Origin of the sequence: Hamadaea flava (assembly GCF_024172085.1) — a bacterium.
Classification (GTDB): domain Bacteria; phylum Actinomycetota; class Actinomycetes; order Mycobacteriales; family Micromonosporaceae; genus Hamadaea; species Hamadaea flava.
The window spans coordinates 996,997-1,015,459 of the sequence record NZ_JAMZDZ010000001.1; the positions used below are offsets into that span (position 1 = coordinate 996,997).

Sequence of the window (18,463 nt, forward strand, 5' to 3'; positions counted from 1 at the left end):
ATACAGTCCTTCGCAATAGCGTGGGAACGCTCCCACGGCCGGCGGCAAAGACTGGATCGCAGCGCAACACTGCGACCCGGTCGCAGATAAGGCGACGCCCGGCCGAACGTGGGAGCGTTCCCACATACACTACGTCCAAGGTCCACAACTGAAGGAGTCGACCATGCCGGTGCTCACCCGCCGGAGGCTGCTGGAAGGGGCCGCGGCGTCGGCCTACAGCGCGGCGGTCACCACGGCCCGCACGACCGGCGCGGCGGCAGCCGCGGCGGCTGTAGGCACAACCGTGGCCGCCTGCGACGACAGCCCCGGGCAGCCCATCCCCGAACCCACCCTCGGGCTGAGCTTCCCCACGGGATTCGTGTGGGGCGCCGCGACGTCGGCGTACCAGATCGAGGGCGCCGCCGCGGAGGACGGCCGGACGCCGTCCGTGTGGGACACGTTCAGCCACACGCCCGGCAAGGTCCGCAACGGCGACACCGGCGACGTGGCCGCCGACCACTATCACCGGTTCGCGGCCGACCTCGACCTGATGAAGTCCATCGGTCTGTCCTCCTACCGGTTCTCCATCTCGTGGCCGCGGGTGATCCGCGACGGGAAGGGCCCGATCAACCAGCAGGGCCTGGACTTCTACAAGCGACTCGTCGACGGCCTGCACGAGCGCGGCATCACCCCGATGGCGACCCTCTACCACTGGGACACCCCACAGGCGCTGCAGGACGCGGGCGGCTGGGAGAACCGCGACACCGCCTACCGCTTCGCCGAGTACGCCGCCGCCGTGACCGAGGCGCTCGGCGAGTCGGTGCCGACCTGGCTGACGCTCAACGAGCCGAAGACGGTCGTGCAGAACGGCTACCTCAACGGCGGGCACGCCCCGGGCTTCCGCGACCCGTCGAAGGCGTACGTGGTGGCGCACCACCTGATGCTCGCGCACGGCCTGGCGGTGGAGGCCGCGCGCCCGCACATCGGCGGTGGCCGGATCGGCCCGGCGCTGAACCTGCACCCGTGCTACCCGGCCGACGAGAGCCCGGAGGCCGCCGAGCAGACGCACCTGATGGACGGCTACGAGAACCGGCTCTACCTCGACCCGGTGTTCCGGGGCGAGTACCCCCGGGACACCCTCGAGTCGATCGCCGAGTTCAGCCCGATGGCGAAGTACATCAAGGACGGCGACCTGAAGATCATCTCGGCGCCGATCGACGTGCTGGCGGTGCAGTACTACACGCCGATCTACGTGACGGCCACCGGCGGCACCGTCCAGAAGCACCCGCTGACCGAGGCGTTCTGGCAGCAGATCTACCCCCGCGGCCTGACCGACATCCTGGTCCGCGTCAAGAAGGACTACGGCGACGTGCCGTTGACCATCACCGAGAACGGCCTGCCCACGCCCGACCAGCTCGGCGAGGACGGCAAGGTCGACGACGCGGGCCGGATCGCCTTCCTGCGCGACCACTTCGCCGCCGCGCACGCCGCGATCGCCCAGGGCGTACGCCTGGAGAGCTACCACGTGTGGTCCTTCATGGACAACTTCGAGTGGCAGGAAGGCTACGAGCAGCGCTGGGGCCTCATCTACGTGGACTACCCCACGCAGCGGCGGATTCCTAAGCGCAGCGCGCTGTGGTACTCCGACGTGATCCACGCCAACAAGGTCTGATCCACCGGTTCGGCCCGGGAGCCTCGGTCACTTGGTGGCCGAGGCTCCTCCCGTACGCAGGATGTATTCCAGCAGCGTGATCAGCACTTCCTTGACCGATTCCCGTTCCCGGGCGTCGCAGAGCACCACCGGGACGTGCTGCTCCAGGTCCAGCGCCGTACGCACCTGGGTCGAGGTGTGCGTACGCACCCCGTCGAAGCAGTTGACCGCCACCATGAACGGTGTGCCTCGCCGCTCGAAGTAGTCGATGACGTTGAAGCTGTCGGCCAGCCGCCGGGTGTCGGCCATGACGACCGCGCCGAGGCTGCCCGAGGCCAGCTCGTCCCACAGGAACATGAACCGGTCCTGGCCGGGGGTGCCGAACAGGTAGAGCACCAGATGCGGGGCGATGGTGATGCGGCCGAAGTCCATCGCCACCGTCGTGGTCCGCTTGGCCTCCACCCCGTTGATGTCGTCCGTTTCCTCCCCCGCGCTGGTCAGCACCTCTTCGGTCCGCAGCGGGCTGATCTCGCTGACCGAGGACACCAGCGTCGTCTTGCCGACCCCGAAGCCGCCCGCGATGAGGATCTTCAGCGCCTGCGGCACCGCCGTCCGCTCAGATCGTCCGGAGGCCATGGATCACCGCCTGGAGCAGCTGCTCGGTCGGACCGTCGGGAGTGGACGGGGGGTCGTAGCGCTCGATGAGGCCCTCGGCGTGCAGGTCGGCCAGCAGGACCCGGACCACGCCGAGTGGGAGGTCGACGACGGCCGCCACCTCCACCACCGCGCAGGGCCGCTCGGCGGCGGCGAGGATGGCCCGCTTCTCCGGAGTCTGTGCCTGGGCCGGGTCGTCGACGGTCGCCACGACGTGGGCGATGAGGTCGAAGCCTGCGGGGTCGACCCGGCCGCCGGTGATCGCGTAGGGACGGACGACCGGACCGGCCTCTTCGTCGAGCCAGTCGGACTCCCAGTCCTCCGCGTTCACCGCGCTCCAGTCGCCAGGTGCTCGCCCACCCGGGTGACCATCAGTTCGGCCTCGTACGCCAGCAGCCCGAGATCGGTGTCGGCGCCGGTCAGCACGGCCAGACAGGTGCGGTGGCCGGCGTCCGAGATGAGCAGGTACGCCGTGTCGAACTCCACCACGGTGGACCGGACGGCGCCGCCCTCGAACCGGCGGCCCGCGCCCCGGGCCAGGCTGGCCAGGCCGGCAGCGGCCGCTGCCAGGTGATCCGCCTCGTCCGCGTCGAACTTCGCGTCGCGGCCGAGTACGAGACCGTCGACCGACAGCAGGACCGCGTGCCGGGCGGCGGGCACCTTGCCCACGAGGTCGTCGAGCAACCACCCGAGTCCGGTCGGCGCGGCGGTGTCGCTGGTGGACGTCATGGCTGGGTCTCCCCCTCGTCGCGCGCGGGCTGGTCGCCCTCGACCGGACCGGTCTCCGGTTTCTTCGCCGCCGGGCTCGGCTGTGCCGCCGACGGACCATTATCACCCTTGTGGACGGTCGTGGAACTGTCGGTTTCCCCACCGACCGCAGCCGGCTGCTCCGCGACCGCGTCCGCCTTCTCGGTCACCGGGTCGAGGGACGCCCGGCCGGACGCGGTGCCCCGCTGGAACGCCGCCAGGTTGGCCCGCACCCGCTGGGGCGTACGCTCGCTGACCGGACCGGCCGCCTCCGCCGCGGGCGAGGTGGGCGGGTCGGGCGGCGCCTGGCGCGACCGGCGCGGCAGTCCCCCGACGTCGATCCCCCCGGCGGTCTGAACGACCGGTTCCGGGCGGGCCGACACCTCGGCCTGCGCCGGCATCCTCACCCCGGCCGGGCGCCTGGGCAGGTCGGTCGTCACCGGCGCGGGCTTGGCGGCCGGCTTGGGGACGGTCGCGATCAGCGACTGCGGAATCAGCGCCTCGGCACACACGCCGCCCTGCTCCGACCGGGTCAGCTCCACGGCGATCCCGTGCCGGGCGGCCAGCCGCGCCACCACCAACAGGCCCAGCCGGGCACTGTTGGCCGGGTCGAAGTCCGGCGGGACGGCCAGCCGGGCGTTCGCCTCCTGCAACGCCTCCTCCGTCATGCCCAGGCCCCGGTCGGCGACCCGGACCAGCAGACCGTCGGACCGGCTCTCGGCGCTGACGGTCACCCGGGTCTGCGGCGGGGAGAACGACGTGCCGTTCTCGACCAGCTCGGCCAGCAGATGGATGATGTCGCCGACGGCCCGCCCGGCGATCGCGACGTCGGGGATCTTCTCGACGACGACCCGGACGTACTCCTCGATCTCGCTGACCGAGCCGCGGATGACGTCGACCGCCGCCACCGGGTGCCGCCAGCCCCGCCCCGGCGCGCCGCCGGCCAGGATCACCAGGTCCTCGGCGTGCCGCCGCATCCGGGTCGACAGGTGGTCGAGCCGGAACAGGTCTTCCAGTTCCTGTGGGTCGCGGGCGCGCCGCTCCATCCGGTCCAGCAGGCTCAGCTGCCGGTGCAGCAGGGTCTGGCTGCGCCGGGCGACGTTGAGGAAGACCTCGTTCAGCCCGTGCCGCAGCACCGCCTCGTCCACCGCCGAGCGCACCGCGGTCTGGCGTACCTCGGCGAAGGCCCGGCCGACCTCGCCGATCTCGTCGTGCCCGAAGCTCAGCTCGGCCTCGGCCACCTCGACCCGTTCGCCCTTGCGTAGGCGGGCGACGACGGCGGGCAGTTCGACCTCGGCCAGGTCGGTCGCGGTGTCCCGCAGGCGCAGGAGCCGGCCCGCGACCGAGCGCGAGACCCGCAGGCCCACCCACAGCGCCAGCGCGACCGAGATCAACCCGGCCAGCCCGGTCGCCACGATCCGGGTGTACGCCGCCGACACCGCGGCCTCCGACCGCTCGGCGGGCGCGGCCGCCGCCTGCTCCTCGAACGAACGCAGCGCCTTGAGCACTGCGTTGGTCGCCGTACGCCAGTTGGCCGCGTTGATCGGCAGCGGGTTGTTCGGCTGGCCCCGGCTGAGGAACGCCTCCTCCATCACCGCGAGCTGCACGAACGCGTCGCCGCGGACCATCTCCTGATACCGGGCGCGGTCGGCGTCGGGCAGCTCCCCGACGGCGTCGGCGAACAGTTGGCGCTGAGCGCCGATGGCTCCGGCGATCTGGGTGACGTCGTTCATCGTCGGCTTGCCAACCGCGAAGACCGCGCTGACCAGCGCGTCCTCCTGAGCGACCAGCTCCCGGGCCCGGCTGAGCCCGATGAGCGTCCGGGACAGCTGCGACAGCTGCGGGTCCTGCACCTCGGCCAGCGGCACGAACAACCGGTACGCCGAGTCGATGATCTTCGTGTACCCCGTCATCGCGGCGGCCCGCAGATCGGCGCTGCGCCCGGCGCCGCCCGCGTCCGCCGCGTTCCGGGCGGCCTGGAGCTGATCCAGCTCGGCGGTGAACTCGCTCAACCGTCGCTTGATCAGGTCGTCGGCCCGGTCGGTGACGTCCCCGCTCGCCGACTGCTGTCGGAAGTCGCGTACCGCGGTGTCGGTCGCGTCGCGCTGGGCCGTGATCTCGGCGGACGTGCCGGGCTGGGCCAACTGGACGACGGTGAGCCGGCGCTCGGTCTGCAGTTCGGCGACGACCTGGGCGGCCGGTCCGCCGACGTGCCGGGCGAACAGGCCGGCGTCGGCCAGGTTGCGCGCCGGTCCGACGGTCAGCGCCGTGGCCAGCAGCCACAGCCCGAGCAGCGCCACCAGGGGGATGATGACCAGGGCCGCCATCTTCGCCCGGATCGACCGTCTCTTCAACACCTCAAGCCTCCGGCGGAGCAAATCAGCACGCCGGACATGGCATCACAGGTGGGCCCGCTTGTCCACTACGTCCGTCTTCAATAGACAGTCAAGCCCGGCCGGGCGGAGGATGCCGCGATTGCGGGCTTACCGGCAGAATGCCGCCGTGGACAACCTGATCGGCATCCTCTCCGCCATCGTCTCCGTCGTCGGCGCCATCGTCGCCGGCGTCATGACCAGCTGGTCCAGCCGCAAGGCGAGCGCGTTCGACGCCAAGCTGGAACGGGAGCGGCACGAGGAGACCAAGGCCGAACAGGCCGAGAAGGTGCTCGGCCGCTATCGTGAGCCGCTGCTGCTGGCGGCCAACAGCCTCCAGTCGCGCCTGTTCAACGCCGTACGCGACGAGTACCTACCGGTCTACCTGCGGTGCGGCGACAAGGAGCAGGAAGACTACGCCCGGCAGTTCACCGTTTACACCCTGGCGGAGTACCTCTGCTGGGTGGAGATCATCCGGCGCGAGCTGCGTTTCCTCGACCTGGGCGGCGAGGAGCAGAACCGGGTGTTCACCAAGCGGCTGCTGGACGTGACGAACACGCTGTCCAGCCAGAAGTACGAGCAGGCGCACTACCGGCTGTTCCGCGGCCAGCAGCGGGCGATCGGCGAGTTGATGATGCAGCCGGGCGCCGACGGGCACCACGACTGCATCACCTACCCGGAATTCACCCGCCGGTTGGACGACGACCCGCGGTTCCGCTCCTGGTTCGAGCGGCTGCTCCGCGAGGTCGACGACATCGCCGACCAGAGTGAGGCCGGCAACGCCCGCGTCATCGACACGCAGCGGTCGCTGATCGACCTCATCGACTTCCTCGACCCGGACAAGACCCGGCTCGGCGCGGACCACCGGGAGAAGTACGTGGAGGCGACACCTTCCCCTGCGCCGCCTAGCACGTCACCCACCGGTTCGTCACACTCCGTGACGGTCAGCGCCCAGCCAGCAGCCGGTTGACCGCCGCGTCGACGTCCAGGTGCTCGGTCTCCCGGCCCCTCGGCACGACGACATAGGTACGCCGCAGGAAGCGTACGAGCACGCTCCGCGGCACTTCGAACAGGGCGTTCCCGTCGGGTGACGAGAGCGCCAGCGCGACGAAGTCGCCGCGCGGCGTGGCCCACGGCCAGACGCGTACGTCGCCGATCCCCGCCGGCTCGTCGAGGCCGGTCACTAAGAGTTCCCGAGCGAACGACCAGCTGACCGCCTCCCCTCCGGCGGACTCGGCATGGAAGATCACTTGGACCGCGTACGGGTCAGCCGGGTCATAGCGCAGGCTGGCGCGTACTGGTAGCGCTGTCGCGTCCGGCGCGACGAGCCGCAGCGAGGTCTCGACCTCGACGGTCGTTGGTCGGATGGCACTCATGTCGTACTCCCCCCGGCACCGCTGCGAGGCTGGTCTCGCCCCGCCTTCCCATACTCAGGCGCACTCCGGCAATTACGCTCCGTCATACGATGATCTCACCCAGTAGTGGGAAGACAGGCAGAAACCCGGCCCAATGGGGGCCGGATTTCGTTAAAATCCGCAGCTCGCTGCGGGGTGCCTGTCGGCGCCGGGTGCATTCAACGTCGACTCACCTCCGTAACGTGCGCACCACTTGTAAGGTGACGGGCGAGGAGCACCGCCATGCCTGTCGAGTCACCCAGAAAGACCGCCACACGCGATATGAGTACGCCCGATGACCCCACGGGAGGGTCGAAACCGGACAGTCCCGGTGGGATCAAGGGAAAAATAGCCGCAATTCGGGCACATCCCACGGGAAGTGTCGCCTTTCGGACCGGTATCGCCATTCTCGGCGGCCTGATCGTCGTCCTTGGACTCGCCCTGGTTCCGTTGCCCGGACCCGGCTGGCTCATCGTCTTCTTCGGCGTGAGCATCTGGGCCATCGAGTTCGTCTGGGCCCGCCATCTGCTCCAGTACGGCCGGCGCAAGCTCGGCGCGTGGACCGCCTGGGTCAGCCTCCAGCCGTGGCCGGTCAAGGCGCTCATCGGTGCGGTCGGCCTGGTCTTCGTGTCCTTCGTGGTCTGGCTGACGCTCAAGCTCAGCTTCGGCGTCGACCTGCTGAGCTACCTCTAGCGCCCGGCACTACAGCGCTGTCTCCAGCGCACCGCATCACGGCGTGAGCCGGTGGTCCAGCGCGGTCCACCGGCGGCCCGCGCCCAGGGTGCGTACGGCGACGCCGAGCGCCTTGAACGAGCCCACCAGCACCACGAGCCTCTTCGCCCGGGTGACGGCGGTGTAGAGCAGGTTGCGCTGCAGCATCATCCACGCGCCCGTGGTCAACGGCACCACCACCGCCGGGTACTCGCTGCCCTGCGAGCGGTGGATCGTCACGGCGTACGCGTGCGCCAGCTCGTCCAGCTCGTCGAAGGCGTACTCGATCTCCTCGTCCTCGTCGGTGCGCACGGTCAGCTTGTGGTCCTCCACCGACAGTCCGGTCACGACACCCAGCGTCCCGTTGAACACCCCGGCGACGCCCTTGTCGTAGTTGTTGCGGATCTGCGTGACCTTGTCGCCGACCCGGAACACCCGCCCGCCGAACCGCTTCTCCGGCGCGCTTTCCCGGCCCGGCGTGAGCGCCTCCTGCAGCAGCGCGTTGAGGTTGCCGGCGCCGGCCGCGCCCCGATGCATCGGGGCGAGCACCTGCACATCCCGCCGGGGGTCGAAGCCGAACTTCTGGGGGATGCGCTTGCTCACCAGGTCGACGACGAGCTGCGCGGTGGCCTCGGCGGTCTGCGCCGGCTCCTCGTCCTCACGCTGGTCGCGGGCGAAGAAGAAGAAATCGCCGAAGCCCCGCAGCTGCGGCGGCTCGCCGTTGTTGATGCGGTGGGCGTTCACCACCACGCCGGACTCCTGAGCCTGCCGGAAGATCCGCGTCAGGCGTACGCGGGGAACGGTGTCGGCGTTGAGCAGATCCCGCAGAACCTCGCCCGCGCCGACCGAGGGCAGCTGGTCGACGTCGCCGACGAACAACAGATGCGCCCCCGGCGCGACGGCCTTCACGAGCTTGTTGGCGAGCAGCAGATCCAGCATCGAAGCCTCGTCCACGACGACCAGATCGGCGTCGAGCGGGTTCTCCCGGTCGTAGGTCGCGTCGCCGCCGGGCTTGAGCTGGAGCAGCCGGTGCACCGTGGTCGCCTCGTGGCCGGTCAGTTCGGCCAGCCGTTTCGCGGCCCGTCCGGTCGGCGCGGCCAGCACGATCTTCGCGCGCTTGGCGCGAGCGAGTTCGACGACCGAGCGCACGGTGAAGCTCTTGCCGCACCCGGGGCCGCCGGTAAGGACCGCGACCTTCTCGGTCAGCGCGAGGCGGACCGCCTGCTCCTGCTCGGCGGCCAGCTCGTGCCCGGTGACGGTACGCAGCCAGGCCAGCGCCTTCACCCAGTCCACATCGGCGAACCCAGACATCCGGTCGCGACTGGTGTTCAGCAGTCCCAGCAGGGTGTTGGCCAGCGACGTCTCCGCCCGATGGAACGGCACCAGGTACACGGCCGGGATGGTGGCCGGGCCGTCGGCCGAGGCCGGACCCGGAACCTGCTCCCGGACGACGCCCTCGGTCGCCACGAGGTCTTCGAGGCACTCGGTGACCAGCGCCGCCGGCACCTCCAGGATCTTCACCGCATCGCCCACCAGGTTGGGCTGCGGCAGGAAGCAGTGCCCGGAGTCGGCCGCCTCGTTCAGCGTGTACTGCAACCCCGCCTTGACCCGCTCAGGACTGTCCCGGGGGATGCCGACCGCCTGCGCGATCGTGTCGGCCGTCTTGAACCCGATCCCCCACACGTCGGCGGCCAGCCGGTACGGCTCGTTCTTCACCACCGAGATGGCCGAGTCGGTGTACTGCTTGTAGATGCGTACGGCCAGCGAGGTGGACACGCCGACGCCCTGGAGGAACAGCATGACCTCCTTGATGGCCTTCTGCTCGTCCCAGGCGGCGGCGATCATCCTGGTCCGCTTCGGGCCGAGCTTGGGCACCTCGACGAGTCGCGCCGGCTCCTCCTCGATGACACGCAGGGTGTCCGCGCCGAAGTGGCCCACGATCTTCTCCGCCAGCCGTGGCCCGATGCCCTTGATGAGCCCGGAGCCGAGGTACCGCTCGATCCCCTTGATGGTGGCCGGAAGAACAGTCTTGTAGGACCAGACTTCGAACTGGCGGCCGTACTTAGGGTGGGAGGTCCAGCGGCCGGTCAGCCGCAGGCTCTCCCCCGGCTGCGCGCCCAGCAGCGGCCCGACGACCGTCAGCAGATCGGTCGCGCTCCGATCAGTGGCCACGCGCGCGATCGTGTAGCCGGTCTCCTCGTTGGCGTACGTGATCCGTTCGAGGACGGCCTCCAGCACCGCGCCCTTCGGGGGAGACTGCTGCAGCACGGATGCAACCTAACAGGTAGGTCTCACAGGTCAGAGGTGCCGCAGCTCCGGCCACAGCTCAGCCCACGTACGCCGCGGCCCCCGGCAGATCCAGACGTCCGCGCCCTGCTCGTCGTTGTCGAGGTGCACGCCGTTGTCGAAGGTCGCCGCGTGGACCACGTCGGCGCACTCACGACGCAGATCGGCCTCCTCGAAGCCCTCCCCGACGACGAGCACCGGACCCGGTCCCTCCGGCGGCGGCCCCCAGCGCCAGTACGCCAGGTGCCCGGAGTAGACCTGGGGCAGGCCCAGCGACGGTCCATAGTGGTCGAGCGCGCCTGCCTCGCCGTAGTTCCCGGCCACCAGGACGGCGGTCGCCCGCTCCGCCTCCGGCAGGCCCCGATAGACCGCCGCCACCTGGGCGGCGAAGTCCGGCCAGCCGACCGTCTCCCCGGCGTCGTAGTTGACCGCGGGCTGCAACGTCGCGTGCAGCATCGAGACCGGGTACACCGGCAGGCCCAGCGAAAGCGTGCTGAGCGCGGAGATCCCGGCCACCCAGCCGACGGTCCGACGACGCTTCACGCTGTCGCCCAGCCAGCCGTCGAGCAGGATCGCGCCCGAAGCCAGCAGCGCCGGGTACGCCCCGGCCGGGTAGTACTCCCGTCCACCGGTCGCCAGGACGAGCCCGACCACCACGAGGTACGCCCACCCCAGCGCCCGGAACCGGGCCGCCGCCGGATCACGGAGCAGCCGCCACAGCCCGGTCGCCCAGACGATCGCCGCCGGTACGCCGAGCAGCAGCACCTGGAACGGGAGGAGCCCGGCCCGGCCGCCCCAGTCGGCGTCCTCCCGGATCACCGCCGTCATCTGGAGCTGCGGCCAGTCGTGACTGGCCTGCCACCAGAGGTTGGGCGCCCAGATGAGCAGCGCGATCAGCCCGCCCGCCCACAGCTGCCAACGCCGGAACACCTCCCGGGGCCCGGCGATGAGCAGCCCGGCGACCAGCCCGGCGGCGTAGATCAGCGGCAGGTTCTTCAGCTGAAGACCGACGCCGGCGGTGATCCCGAGCAGGAGCAGGAGCCGGTCGTCGCGCGTACGCAGCCAGCGGGCGAGCAGCCAGGCCAGCACACTCCAGACGAGGATGTCGAAGATCGTGGTGGACAGCAGGTGTCCCGAGATCACCACGGCCGGTGCGGTCGCCGTCGCCAGCCCGGCCAGCGCCTGCGCCCGCCGACTGCCCCCGAATTCGGCCGCGATCCGGCCGGCGACGAGCACGATCGCGCCGAGCGCCAGCGCGGACGGCAGCCGCAGCAGCATCAGCTCCAGCCAGTCCGGCCAGCTGCCGGCGACCAGCCCGGTGAACCCCGCCCACAGCGGCGCCAGCGGAGGCTGGTCGTCGTAGCCCAACGCCGGATGCCGACCGGCCGCCAGGTAGTACAGCTCGTCGCGGTGGAAGCCGTACCGGCCGCTGAACGCGAACTCGACCAGCGCTGCGACGAGCGCGATCAGCCGGAGCGGGCGGTTGCTCCGCTCGGTGGGAGCGGCCTGGACAGTGTGGACGGTCGCGGCGGTCACGCGCCCAGTCTGATCGATCCGCGACGTTGTTCGCAGCCCCTATTTCTTCAGCTGGGTGAGTGCGATCTTGTGCCCGTCCGGGTCCTCGAGGAACGTCATCCAGAGGTCGCCGGAGTCGTCCCGGTGCACCACGTGCGGCTCGTCGAGGAACTCGACGCCCAGCGCCTGGAGCCGGGCGTACTCGGCGTCGAGGTCGGTGACCGAGTAGTAGTGCACGGTCCGGGTGCGGAACTCCGGGTTCTCCGGCACACCCAGATAGAGCCGGACGTCGCCGCTGGCGAAGAACGCCATCGGCTGGCCGGGCACCACGAATTGCAGCGACATGCCGAGGACGTCCCGGTAGAACGCCACCGAGCGGTCGAGGTCGGTGACCGAGATATGGATCTGTGCGACTGGTCCGAGCGCCATGGGAACGAGGCTATGCCCCGATCCGCCGATCAGCCGCGCGACGCTCGCGTCCGGGGCGGCGAGACCCGCCGGGTCAGCCACTCCGACTCGAGGATGGCGTACACCAGCTCATCGGTCCACTCGCCCTTGACGTACTCGTTCTCCACGAAGTGCGCCTCCCGGCGCAGACCCAGCCGTTCGAGCACCTTCGCCGAGGCCGTGTTGCGCGCGTCCAGCCGCCCGATCACCCGGTGCAGGCCCAGCCCGCCGTCCACCGGCAGGGTGAACGCCAGCCGCAGCAGCGCCGAGGTCGCCTCGGTCGCCAAACCGTGCCCGGAGAACTCCGGGTTGAAGACGTAGCCGATCTCGCCGCCGCCGTCCTCCCGGCTCAGCCAGGTCAGCGTCACCCCGCCGACGACCCGCTCGACCTCCCGCCAGACCACGGCGAGGAAGAGGCGGTCGCCCACCTCGCGGATCTCCGACGCGCCCATCTTGGCCTGCAGGTCCGCCCGGACCGCCGCCTCGTCCCGGGTCTCCCAGTAGAGATAGCGCGTGACCTCGGGGTCCGACTGGATCGCGTAGAGGTCGTCGAAGTCGTCCAGCGTGTAAGGGCGCAGAGTCAGCCGGGCGGTGTAGATCGGGTAGGACGGCTTGAGCACCCGCCGATGGTAGGTCGAGGCGACTCCCAGCGGCCACCTCATTCGGCCGTGGGTGAACACCGGCCGGCCGACGCCTCCTGTGAACTGTCTGCAAAATCTTTCCGGCAAAGGGCCCTCCGCTGTGCGTACAACCGGGAAGATTCTCGTGATGGAGGATCTCGCGAGCAGTGAGCGGCGACGGCTGGCGGCGGCCGAAGCCGGCGCCGAACCCTGGCGAGCGTGGGGCCCCTACCTGTCCGAGCGGGCGTGGGGCACGGTGCGCGAGGACTACAGCGAGCACGGCACCGCGTGGGACTACTTCCCCCACGACCACGCGCGGTCGCGGACCTACCGGTGGAGCGACGACGGCCTGGCCGGGTTCAGCGACGAGCACCAGATCTTCTGCTTCGCGCTCGCGCTCTGGAACGGCCGCGACCCGATCCTCAAGGAGCGGCTGTTCGGGCTGGCCGGGCCGGAGGGCAACCACGGCGAGGACGCCAAGGAGTACTGGTGGTACCTGGACTCCACCCCGACCCATTCGCTCATGCGCTGGCGGTACCACTATCCGCAGGCCGAGTTCCCCTACGCACAGCTGGTCGCGGTCAACCGGGAACGGAACCGGGAGGAGACCGAGTTCGAGCTGGTCGACACGGGGGTGTTCGACGAGGACCGGTACTGGGCGGTCGAGGTCGCCTACGCCAAGGCCGACCCGCACGACGTCTGCGTCGAGATCTCCGTGACCAATCGCGGGCCCGACCCGGCGACGCTGCACGTCCTGCCCACGCTGTGGTTCCGCAACACCTGGTCGTGGGGGCTGCCCAACCGCGACGCCAAGCCGGTGCTGCACGGCGATCCCACGGGCGGCCGGCTCGTCGCCCGGCACCAGACGCTCGGCCAGCTCGTCCTGGAGGCCGGGCCGGGGCCGGACGGGACGCCGCCGCCTGCACTGGTCTGCGACAACGAGTCCAACGCCGAGCGGCTGTGGGGGCTCCGGGGCCGGTCGGCGTATCCCAAGGACGGGATCAACGACCATCTGGTGCACGGCGCCGCGACGGTGAACCCCGATCTGGTCGGCACGAAAGGCTCGCTGCACTACACCCTGGAGGTAGCCGGCGGAGCGTCCGTGACGCTGCGGCTGCGGCTCGCCCAGACCGCGCCGCCGCCCGCGATCGGCCCGCCGCCCGCCCTCGACCTGTCCTTTGACCAGGTATTCGATCAGCGGCAGGCGGAGGCGGACGCGTTCTTCGCCGAGCTGACGCCGGCCGGTGCCTCCGCCGACGAGGCCGCCGTCGTCCGGCAGGCCGTCGCCGGGCTGATGTGGGGCAAACAGTTCTACCACTTCGACGTGCAGCAATGGCTCCGCGGCGATCCAGCCTCGCCGCCGCTGTCGCCCTCTCGGCGCAAGGGCCGCAACGCCGCGTGGTGGCACATGAACAGCTTCGACGTCATCTCCATGCCCGACCCCTGGGAATACCCCTGGTACGCCGCCTGGGACCTCGCCTTCCACTGCGTGGCCATCGCGCACGTCGATCCGGGGTTCGCCAAGCAGCAGTTACTCCTGTTGCTCCGGGAGTGGTACCAGCACCCCAACGGGCAGATCCCGGCGTACGAGTGGGCCTTCGGAGACGTGAACCCGCCCGTGCACGCCTGGGCCGCGCTGCGCGTCTTCGAGATCGACGGCGGCGAAGACTTCGGCTTCCTCAGCCGGATCACGCACAAGCTGCTGCTCAACTTCACCTGGTGGGTCAACCGCAAGGACACCGACGGCAACAACGTCTTCGAGGGCGGCTTCCTCGGCCTCGACAACGTCGGCCCGTTCGACCGCTCGGCCGCGCTGCCCATCGCCGACGGCGTCCTCGAACAGTCCGACGGCACCGGCTGGATGGCGATGTACGCCCTGAACATGCTGGAGATGTCGACCGTCCTCGCCCTGCACGACCGCACCTACGAGGACATCGCGACGAAGTTCTTCGAACACTTCGCGTACATCGCCACGGCGGCGACCAAGCTGTGGGACGACGTCGACGGCTTCTTCTACGACTCGCTGCGCGTGCCCGGCAAGGGGCGTACGCCGATGCGCTACCGCTCGGTGGCCGGGCTGATCCCGCTGTGCGCCACGACGACCGTCGGCACGGTGACCCTCGTCCGGCTGCCCGAACTGGCCCAGCGCATCCGCTGGTTCCTCACCAACAAGCCCGAGTACGCCGCAGTGGTCGGCTCGCGCCGGATCTCCGACGGCGGCCAGCAGCGCCGGCTCCTGGCGATGGTCGACCCGGAACGGCTGCTCCGTGTACTGGGGCGGATGCTGGCCGAGGAGGAGTTCCTGTCCCCGTACGGCATCCGCAGCCTGTCGAGACGCCACGACGACAAACCGTTCACCGTGACCCTAGCCGGGCAGGACTTCACCGTCGGCTACGAGCCCGCCGAGTCGACGAGTGGCGTCTTCGGCGGCAACTCCAACTGGCGCGGCCCGGTCTGGATGCCGGTGAACTTCCTCCTCGTCGAAGCACTCCGGGAGTACGCCCTGTTCTTCGGCGACGACCTGCGCGTCGAGTACCCGGTGCGCTCGGGAGTTCAGCGTACGCTCACCGAAGTCGCCGACGATCTTGCCGACCGGCTGATCTCCCTCTTCCTCCGCGACGAACACGGCCGGCGGCCGATCTACGGCGCCAACGAACTGTTCCAGACCCACCCCGACTGGAAGGACCGGCTCGCGTTCCCCGAGTACTTCCACGGAGACAACGGGGCAGGGCTGGGCGCTTGGCACCAGACGGGATGGACCGCCCTGGTCCTGAACCTCATCCTCCACCGCCGCTGACTCCCCCTCGCCTCCCCTTCCGCGCCGCGCGCTCCCGCCTGGCCATGATCGTCGGCAGCCGCCGTTCATGGCGGTCTGCGTCTCCATGATCGGCGGCGGCCGCCGTTCTTGGACCGATTTCCGAGATGATCGTCGGCAGCCGCCGATCATGCGGCGAGGCCACCTTGGGCCGCCGAAAGCCGCCGCACCATGTGAACGATCTCCGCGACCACCTTCTCCGGCCGATGCGTCAGGTCGTACCAGGTGTACCGCAGCACCTTCCAACCAGCCGCTACCAGGCGATTCTGCCGCTCACGGTCGCGCTGGAACCGATCGCCGGCGGAGTGCCAAGCGCGCCCGTCCATCTCGACGGCCAACTGGATGTCCTCGAACGCGAGATCGATCTCCCCGATCAGTCCTTCTTCGTCGTACGCCGGGAAATTCGCCCGCCAGCCCGTCACGCGCGCTCCTCGAAGGTGGCCGATGAGCAGTCGTTCGGCAACGGAACGGGCACCTGGGACCGTCCGCCGCACCAGGCGTACCAGATGGTTGATCCCACGACGCCCGGCGAAGTCGTGGACCCTGGCCACGAGCTCATCGAATGTGATCCACCGCTGCTGAAACGCCCGGTCGAGCAGGCTGTCCGCCTTGTCGTCGTCGAGAATCCGCAGGCAGTCGAAGACGGTCCGGGCGCGGCCGGTGATCAGGATCCCGTCCACGAACTCCAGGTCGGCATCGGGTAGGTCTTCGTACCAGACCTGGACGCCGGCCAGTCGGCAATGGCCGTGCCGCCTCACGGTGAGCCAGGTCCCACGGTCCGGCACCTCGATGCCGTGACGTCGTGCGGCCGACGACGCGCTGAGAACGGCGGCCGGCGCGGCAAGCACTGCGGCCAGGTCCCGCAGCCGCGGCGTAACCACCAGGCCGCGAAGCGACAGGACCGGACCGAGCACCACCTGCCACTGCCCGGAGCGGATCCGATGAGCGATCTGCCCGGCGGTGAACCCGGCCTTTCGCGCGTCCGTACGCGTGAACAAGCCGGACCGCGTCGAGATGGTGGGCATGGAGCATCGACCTCCGTCCGTGGCACGCCACGGGCTGAGGGAGGCACAAAGGCGTGGGAACCGAAGGCCAGAAGGTATCCGGCTGGGTGGCCGAGGTCCAGCAGAGCGCGACACCTGTGGAAAACCCTCCATGACCCGTGTTGGTGATCGGCGGCAGCCGACGATCAGGCCGTTCAGCGCTCCAATATCGGCGGCAGCCGACGATCACGAAGACGCAAACCGCCATGAACGGCGGCAGCCGACGATCAACGTGCCCCGGGGTCTCGGGAACGCGGCTGATAATCGGAGGCATGACGATCCGGTTCGGACCACAGCTCTGCACCGACCTGTCGGCGGGCGCGCGACGGGAGTGGCTGGTCACCGACGGCCTCGGCGGGTACGCCATGGGCACGGTCGGCGGTCTGCGTACGCGGCGCTATCACGGGTTGCTGATCATGGCCGATCCCGAGCACGGGCCGGCCCGCCGGCACCTCGGCCTGGCGAGCCTGGACGCGACGGTGACGCTGGAGTCGGGCCGGACCGTGCGGTTGGGCGTGCACGAGTGGGCGGACGGGACGGTCGACCCGTGCGGTCATGAGCTGCTGACCAGCTTCGACTTGACCGACGGCGTACCCCGGTGGCGGTGGCAGATCGGCTCGGTGGTGATCGAGCGCGAGATCGCCATGCGGCACGGGGAACCGTCGGTCGCGGTGGTGCACCGGCTGGTCGGCGGCGGCCCGGTCGAGCTGACCTTGGCGGTGCTCGGCACCTGGCGCGACGTCCACGGGGAACGGACCGCGCAGGGCCCGCCGCCCCAAGCGACGACGACCGCCGACGGGGTGATCGTCGAGGGGGCGTATCGCGTACAGGGGGACGCGGAGTGGCGGCCGAAGGGCGAGTGGTGGTTCGGCGTACGCCATCGGGAGGAAGCCGAACGCGGGCTGACCCCGGTCGAGGATCTGCGGCACCTCGGGGAGTACTCCGGCCGCCTGGACCGACCCGGCCAGTCCATCGGGGTGACCGCTTCCGCCGAAGGCACCCGGGTCGAGCCCGCCGAGACGACGGTCGAGCGAGCGCGCGACCGGGGACGGCGACTGGGCGACGACGGCAGGGCCGCCGACCAGTTCGTCATCCGTACGCCCACCGGTCCGGACGTCGTGGCGGGCTATCCGTGGTTCGGGGCCTGGGGTCGCGACACGATGATCTCCTACGAGGGGCTCTTCCTGACCACCGGCCGGGTCGACGAGGGCCGCCAGCTGCTGCGGAACTATGCGGCAACGCTCAGCGAGGGCATGCTGGCGAACACGTGTGACACGGGGTCCCGGGAGTACAACACCGCCGACGCCACGCTCTGGTTCCTGCACGCGGTCGACCGGCACGCGCAGGTCGACCCGGATCTGGCCGAGGAGCTGCGGTCCCAGGTGCGGTCGGTGGTGGACCACCACACCTGGGGCACCCGGTACGCGATCAAGATGGACCCGGTCGACGGCCTGCTGGGCCAGGGCGCCGAGGGTGAGGCGTTGACCTGGATGGACGCCCGGGTCGGCGGAGTGCCGGTGACGCCGCGCGCGGGCAAGGCGGTCGACATCAACGCGCTGTGGGTCAACGGGCTGGCCGGGCTGGCCGAACGCTGGCCCGAGGACGGCTATCGGCAGTTGCACGACCGGGCCAGGCAGTCGTTCCAGAGGTTCGTCCGGCCGGACGGTCTGCTCCACGACGTGCTCGATCAACCCGAGCCGGGGGTCCGGCCGAATCAGCTCCTGGCCTGGTCGCTCCCCCACGCACCACTCGTCCCGGAGGCTGATCCGCTCCGGCGGCTGACCGAACAGCTGCTCACCCCGATGGGCCTGCGCAGCCTGTCCCCGGCGGCCGACGGCTACCGGGGACGTCACCGGGGTACGCCGGCGGACCGAGACCGGGCGTACCACCAGGGGACGGTGTGGCCCTGGCTGCTCGGCCCTCTCGCCGACGCGACCGGCAGACTCGCGAACGACAGAGTCGGAACGCCGGCGGACGGCATCGAAGGCCATTGGAGCGACTACGGCCTCGGCTCGGTGAGCGAGACCGCCGACGGGGACGCACCGCACGGAGCCACCGGCTGCCCCTTCCAAGCCTGGTCCGTCGCCGAGACCACCCGCGTCAGGGAGACAACGCCCTGACGGAGACGAGACGACGCGCGCCTGACAGAGACGAGACCGCGCCTGACAGCGCCGAGACGACGCCCTGACAGCGACGAGACACACCGCCGCGACGACACGCGTTACAGAG

The 18,463-nt window shown here is 70.3% G+C and carries 15 protein-coding genes; 5 read left to right on the forward strand and 10 right to left on the reverse strand.

Features of this window, described 5'->3' with window-relative positions; genetic code table 11:
- Positions 1–163 precede the first annotated feature (163 nt).
- Complete coding sequence (locus HDA40_RS04840; RefSeq protein WP_253752245.1) at positions 164–1,651, forward strand: GH1 family beta-glucosidase; 1,488 nt, start codon at positions 164–166, stop codon at positions 1,649–1,651.
- A 27-nt stretch (positions 1,652–1,678) separates the two neighbouring features.
- On the opposite strand, the gene HDA40_RS04845 is transcribed toward HDA40_RS04840, so the two are convergent.
- The 4 genes from HDA40_RS04845 to HDA40_RS04860 are packed head-to-tail and all read right to left on the reverse strand — an operon-like array spanning position 1,679 to position 5,385.
- Positions 1,679–2,266, reverse strand: a complete 588-nt coding sequence (locus tag HDA40_RS04845; protein ID WP_253752247.1) for a GTP-binding protein — start codon at positions 2,264–2,266, stop codon at positions 1,679–1,681.
- Complete coding sequence (locus HDA40_RS04850; RefSeq protein ID WP_253752250.1) at positions 2,247–2,615, reverse strand: DUF742 domain-containing protein; 369 nt, start codon at positions 2,613–2,615, stop codon at positions 2,247–2,249. The genes HDA40_RS04845 and HDA40_RS04850 overlap by 20 nt, the downstream gene beginning before the upstream one ends.
- Complete coding sequence (locus tag HDA40_RS04855) at positions 2,612–3,013, reverse strand: roadblock/LC7 domain-containing protein (RefSeq protein ID WP_253752253.1); 402 nt, start codon at positions 3,011–3,013, stop codon at positions 2,612–2,614. Before HDA40_RS04855 ends, HDA40_RS04850 begins: the two co-directional genes overlap by 4 nt.
- On the reverse strand, positions 3,010–5,385 hold the full coding sequence (locus HDA40_RS04860; RefSeq protein WP_253752256.1) for a sensor histidine kinase: 2,376 nt from the start codon (positions 5,383–5,385) through the stop codon (positions 3,010–3,012). Before HDA40_RS04860 ends, HDA40_RS04855 begins: the two co-directional genes overlap by 4 nt.
- A 148-nt stretch (positions 5,386–5,533) precedes the next feature.
- Between HDA40_RS04860 and HDA40_RS04865 the strand changes: the two genes are divergently transcribed.
- On the forward strand, positions 5,534–6,373 hold the full coding sequence (locus HDA40_RS04865; RefSeq protein WP_253752259.1) for a hypothetical protein: 840 nt from the start codon (positions 5,534–5,536) through the stop codon (positions 6,371–6,373).
- Here HDA40_RS04865 and HDA40_RS04870 read toward each other — a convergent pair.
- The gene (locus tag HDA40_RS04870) at positions 6,348–6,779 is read right to left on the reverse strand and encodes an SsgA family sporulation/cell division regulator (RefSeq protein WP_184843436.1); all 432 of its coding nucleotides are present in this window, start codon (positions 6,777–6,779) and stop codon (positions 6,348–6,350) included. The two genes, HDA40_RS04865 and HDA40_RS04870, sit on opposite strands and share 26 nt — an antisense overlap.
- 300 nt (positions 6,780–7,079) lie before the next feature.
- On the opposite strand from HDA40_RS04870, the gene HDA40_RS04875 reads away from it, so the two are divergent.
- A complete protein-coding gene (locus HDA40_RS04875) occupies positions 7,080–7,490 on the forward strand; it encodes a TIGR02611 family protein (protein ID WP_253763562.1) in 411 nt (136 codons plus the stop codon).
- A gap of 36 nt (positions 7,491–7,526) precedes the next feature.
- Here the strand turns inward: HDA40_RS04875 and recD2 are convergent, their stop codons facing one another.
- The 4 genes from recD2 to HDA40_RS04895 are packed head-to-tail and all read right to left on the reverse strand — an operon-like array spanning position 7,527 to position 12,376.
- Positions 7,527–9,776, reverse strand: coding sequence for an SF1B family DNA helicase RecD2 (recD2, locus tag HDA40_RS04880; protein ID WP_253752262.1), 2,250 nt, complete (start codon positions 9,774–9,776; stop codon positions 7,527–7,529).
- A gap of 30 nt (positions 9,777–9,806) precedes the next feature.
- A complete protein-coding gene (locus HDA40_RS04885) occupies positions 9,807–11,330 on the reverse strand; it encodes an ArnT family glycosyltransferase (protein ID WP_253752265.1) in 1,524 nt (507 codons plus the stop codon).
- Positions 11,331–11,369: 39 nt separating this feature from the next.
- Positions 11,370–11,738 carry a VOC family protein gene (locus tag HDA40_RS04890; protein WP_253752268.1) on the reverse strand — a complete coding sequence of 123 codons (369 nt, stop codon included), beginning with the start codon at positions 11,736–11,738 and terminating at the stop codon, positions 11,370–11,372.
- A 29-nt stretch (positions 11,739–11,767) separates the two neighbouring features.
- Positions 11,768–12,376 (reverse strand): GNAT family N-acetyltransferase, encoded by a 609-nt coding sequence (locus HDA40_RS04895; RefSeq protein ID WP_253752272.1) that lies wholly within the window; start codon positions 12,374–12,376, stop codon positions 11,768–11,770.
- A 148-nt stretch (positions 12,377–12,524) separates the two neighbouring features.
- Between HDA40_RS04895 and HDA40_RS04900 the strand changes: the two genes are divergently transcribed.
- Complete coding sequence (locus HDA40_RS04900; RefSeq protein ID WP_253752275.1) at positions 12,525–15,173, forward strand: MGH1-like glycoside hydrolase domain-containing protein; 2,649 nt, start codon at positions 12,525–12,527, stop codon at positions 15,171–15,173.
- A gap of 146 nt (positions 15,174–15,319) precedes the next feature.
- Here HDA40_RS04900 and HDA40_RS04905 read toward each other — a convergent pair whose 3' ends face one another.
- Positions 15,320–16,216, reverse strand: coding sequence for an endonuclease domain-containing protein (locus tag HDA40_RS04905; protein WP_253752278.1), 897 nt, complete (start codon positions 16,214–16,216; stop codon positions 15,320–15,322).
- A gap of 290 nt (positions 16,217–16,506) precedes the next feature.
- Here HDA40_RS04905 and HDA40_RS04910 point away from each other — a divergent pair, with 290 nt between their 5' ends.
- Complete coding sequence (locus HDA40_RS04910) at positions 16,507–18,354, forward strand: amylo-alpha-1,6-glucosidase (protein WP_253752280.1); 1,848 nt, start codon at positions 16,507–16,509, stop codon at positions 18,352–18,354.
- The last annotated feature ends 109 nt before the right edge of the window (positions 18,355–18,463 follow it).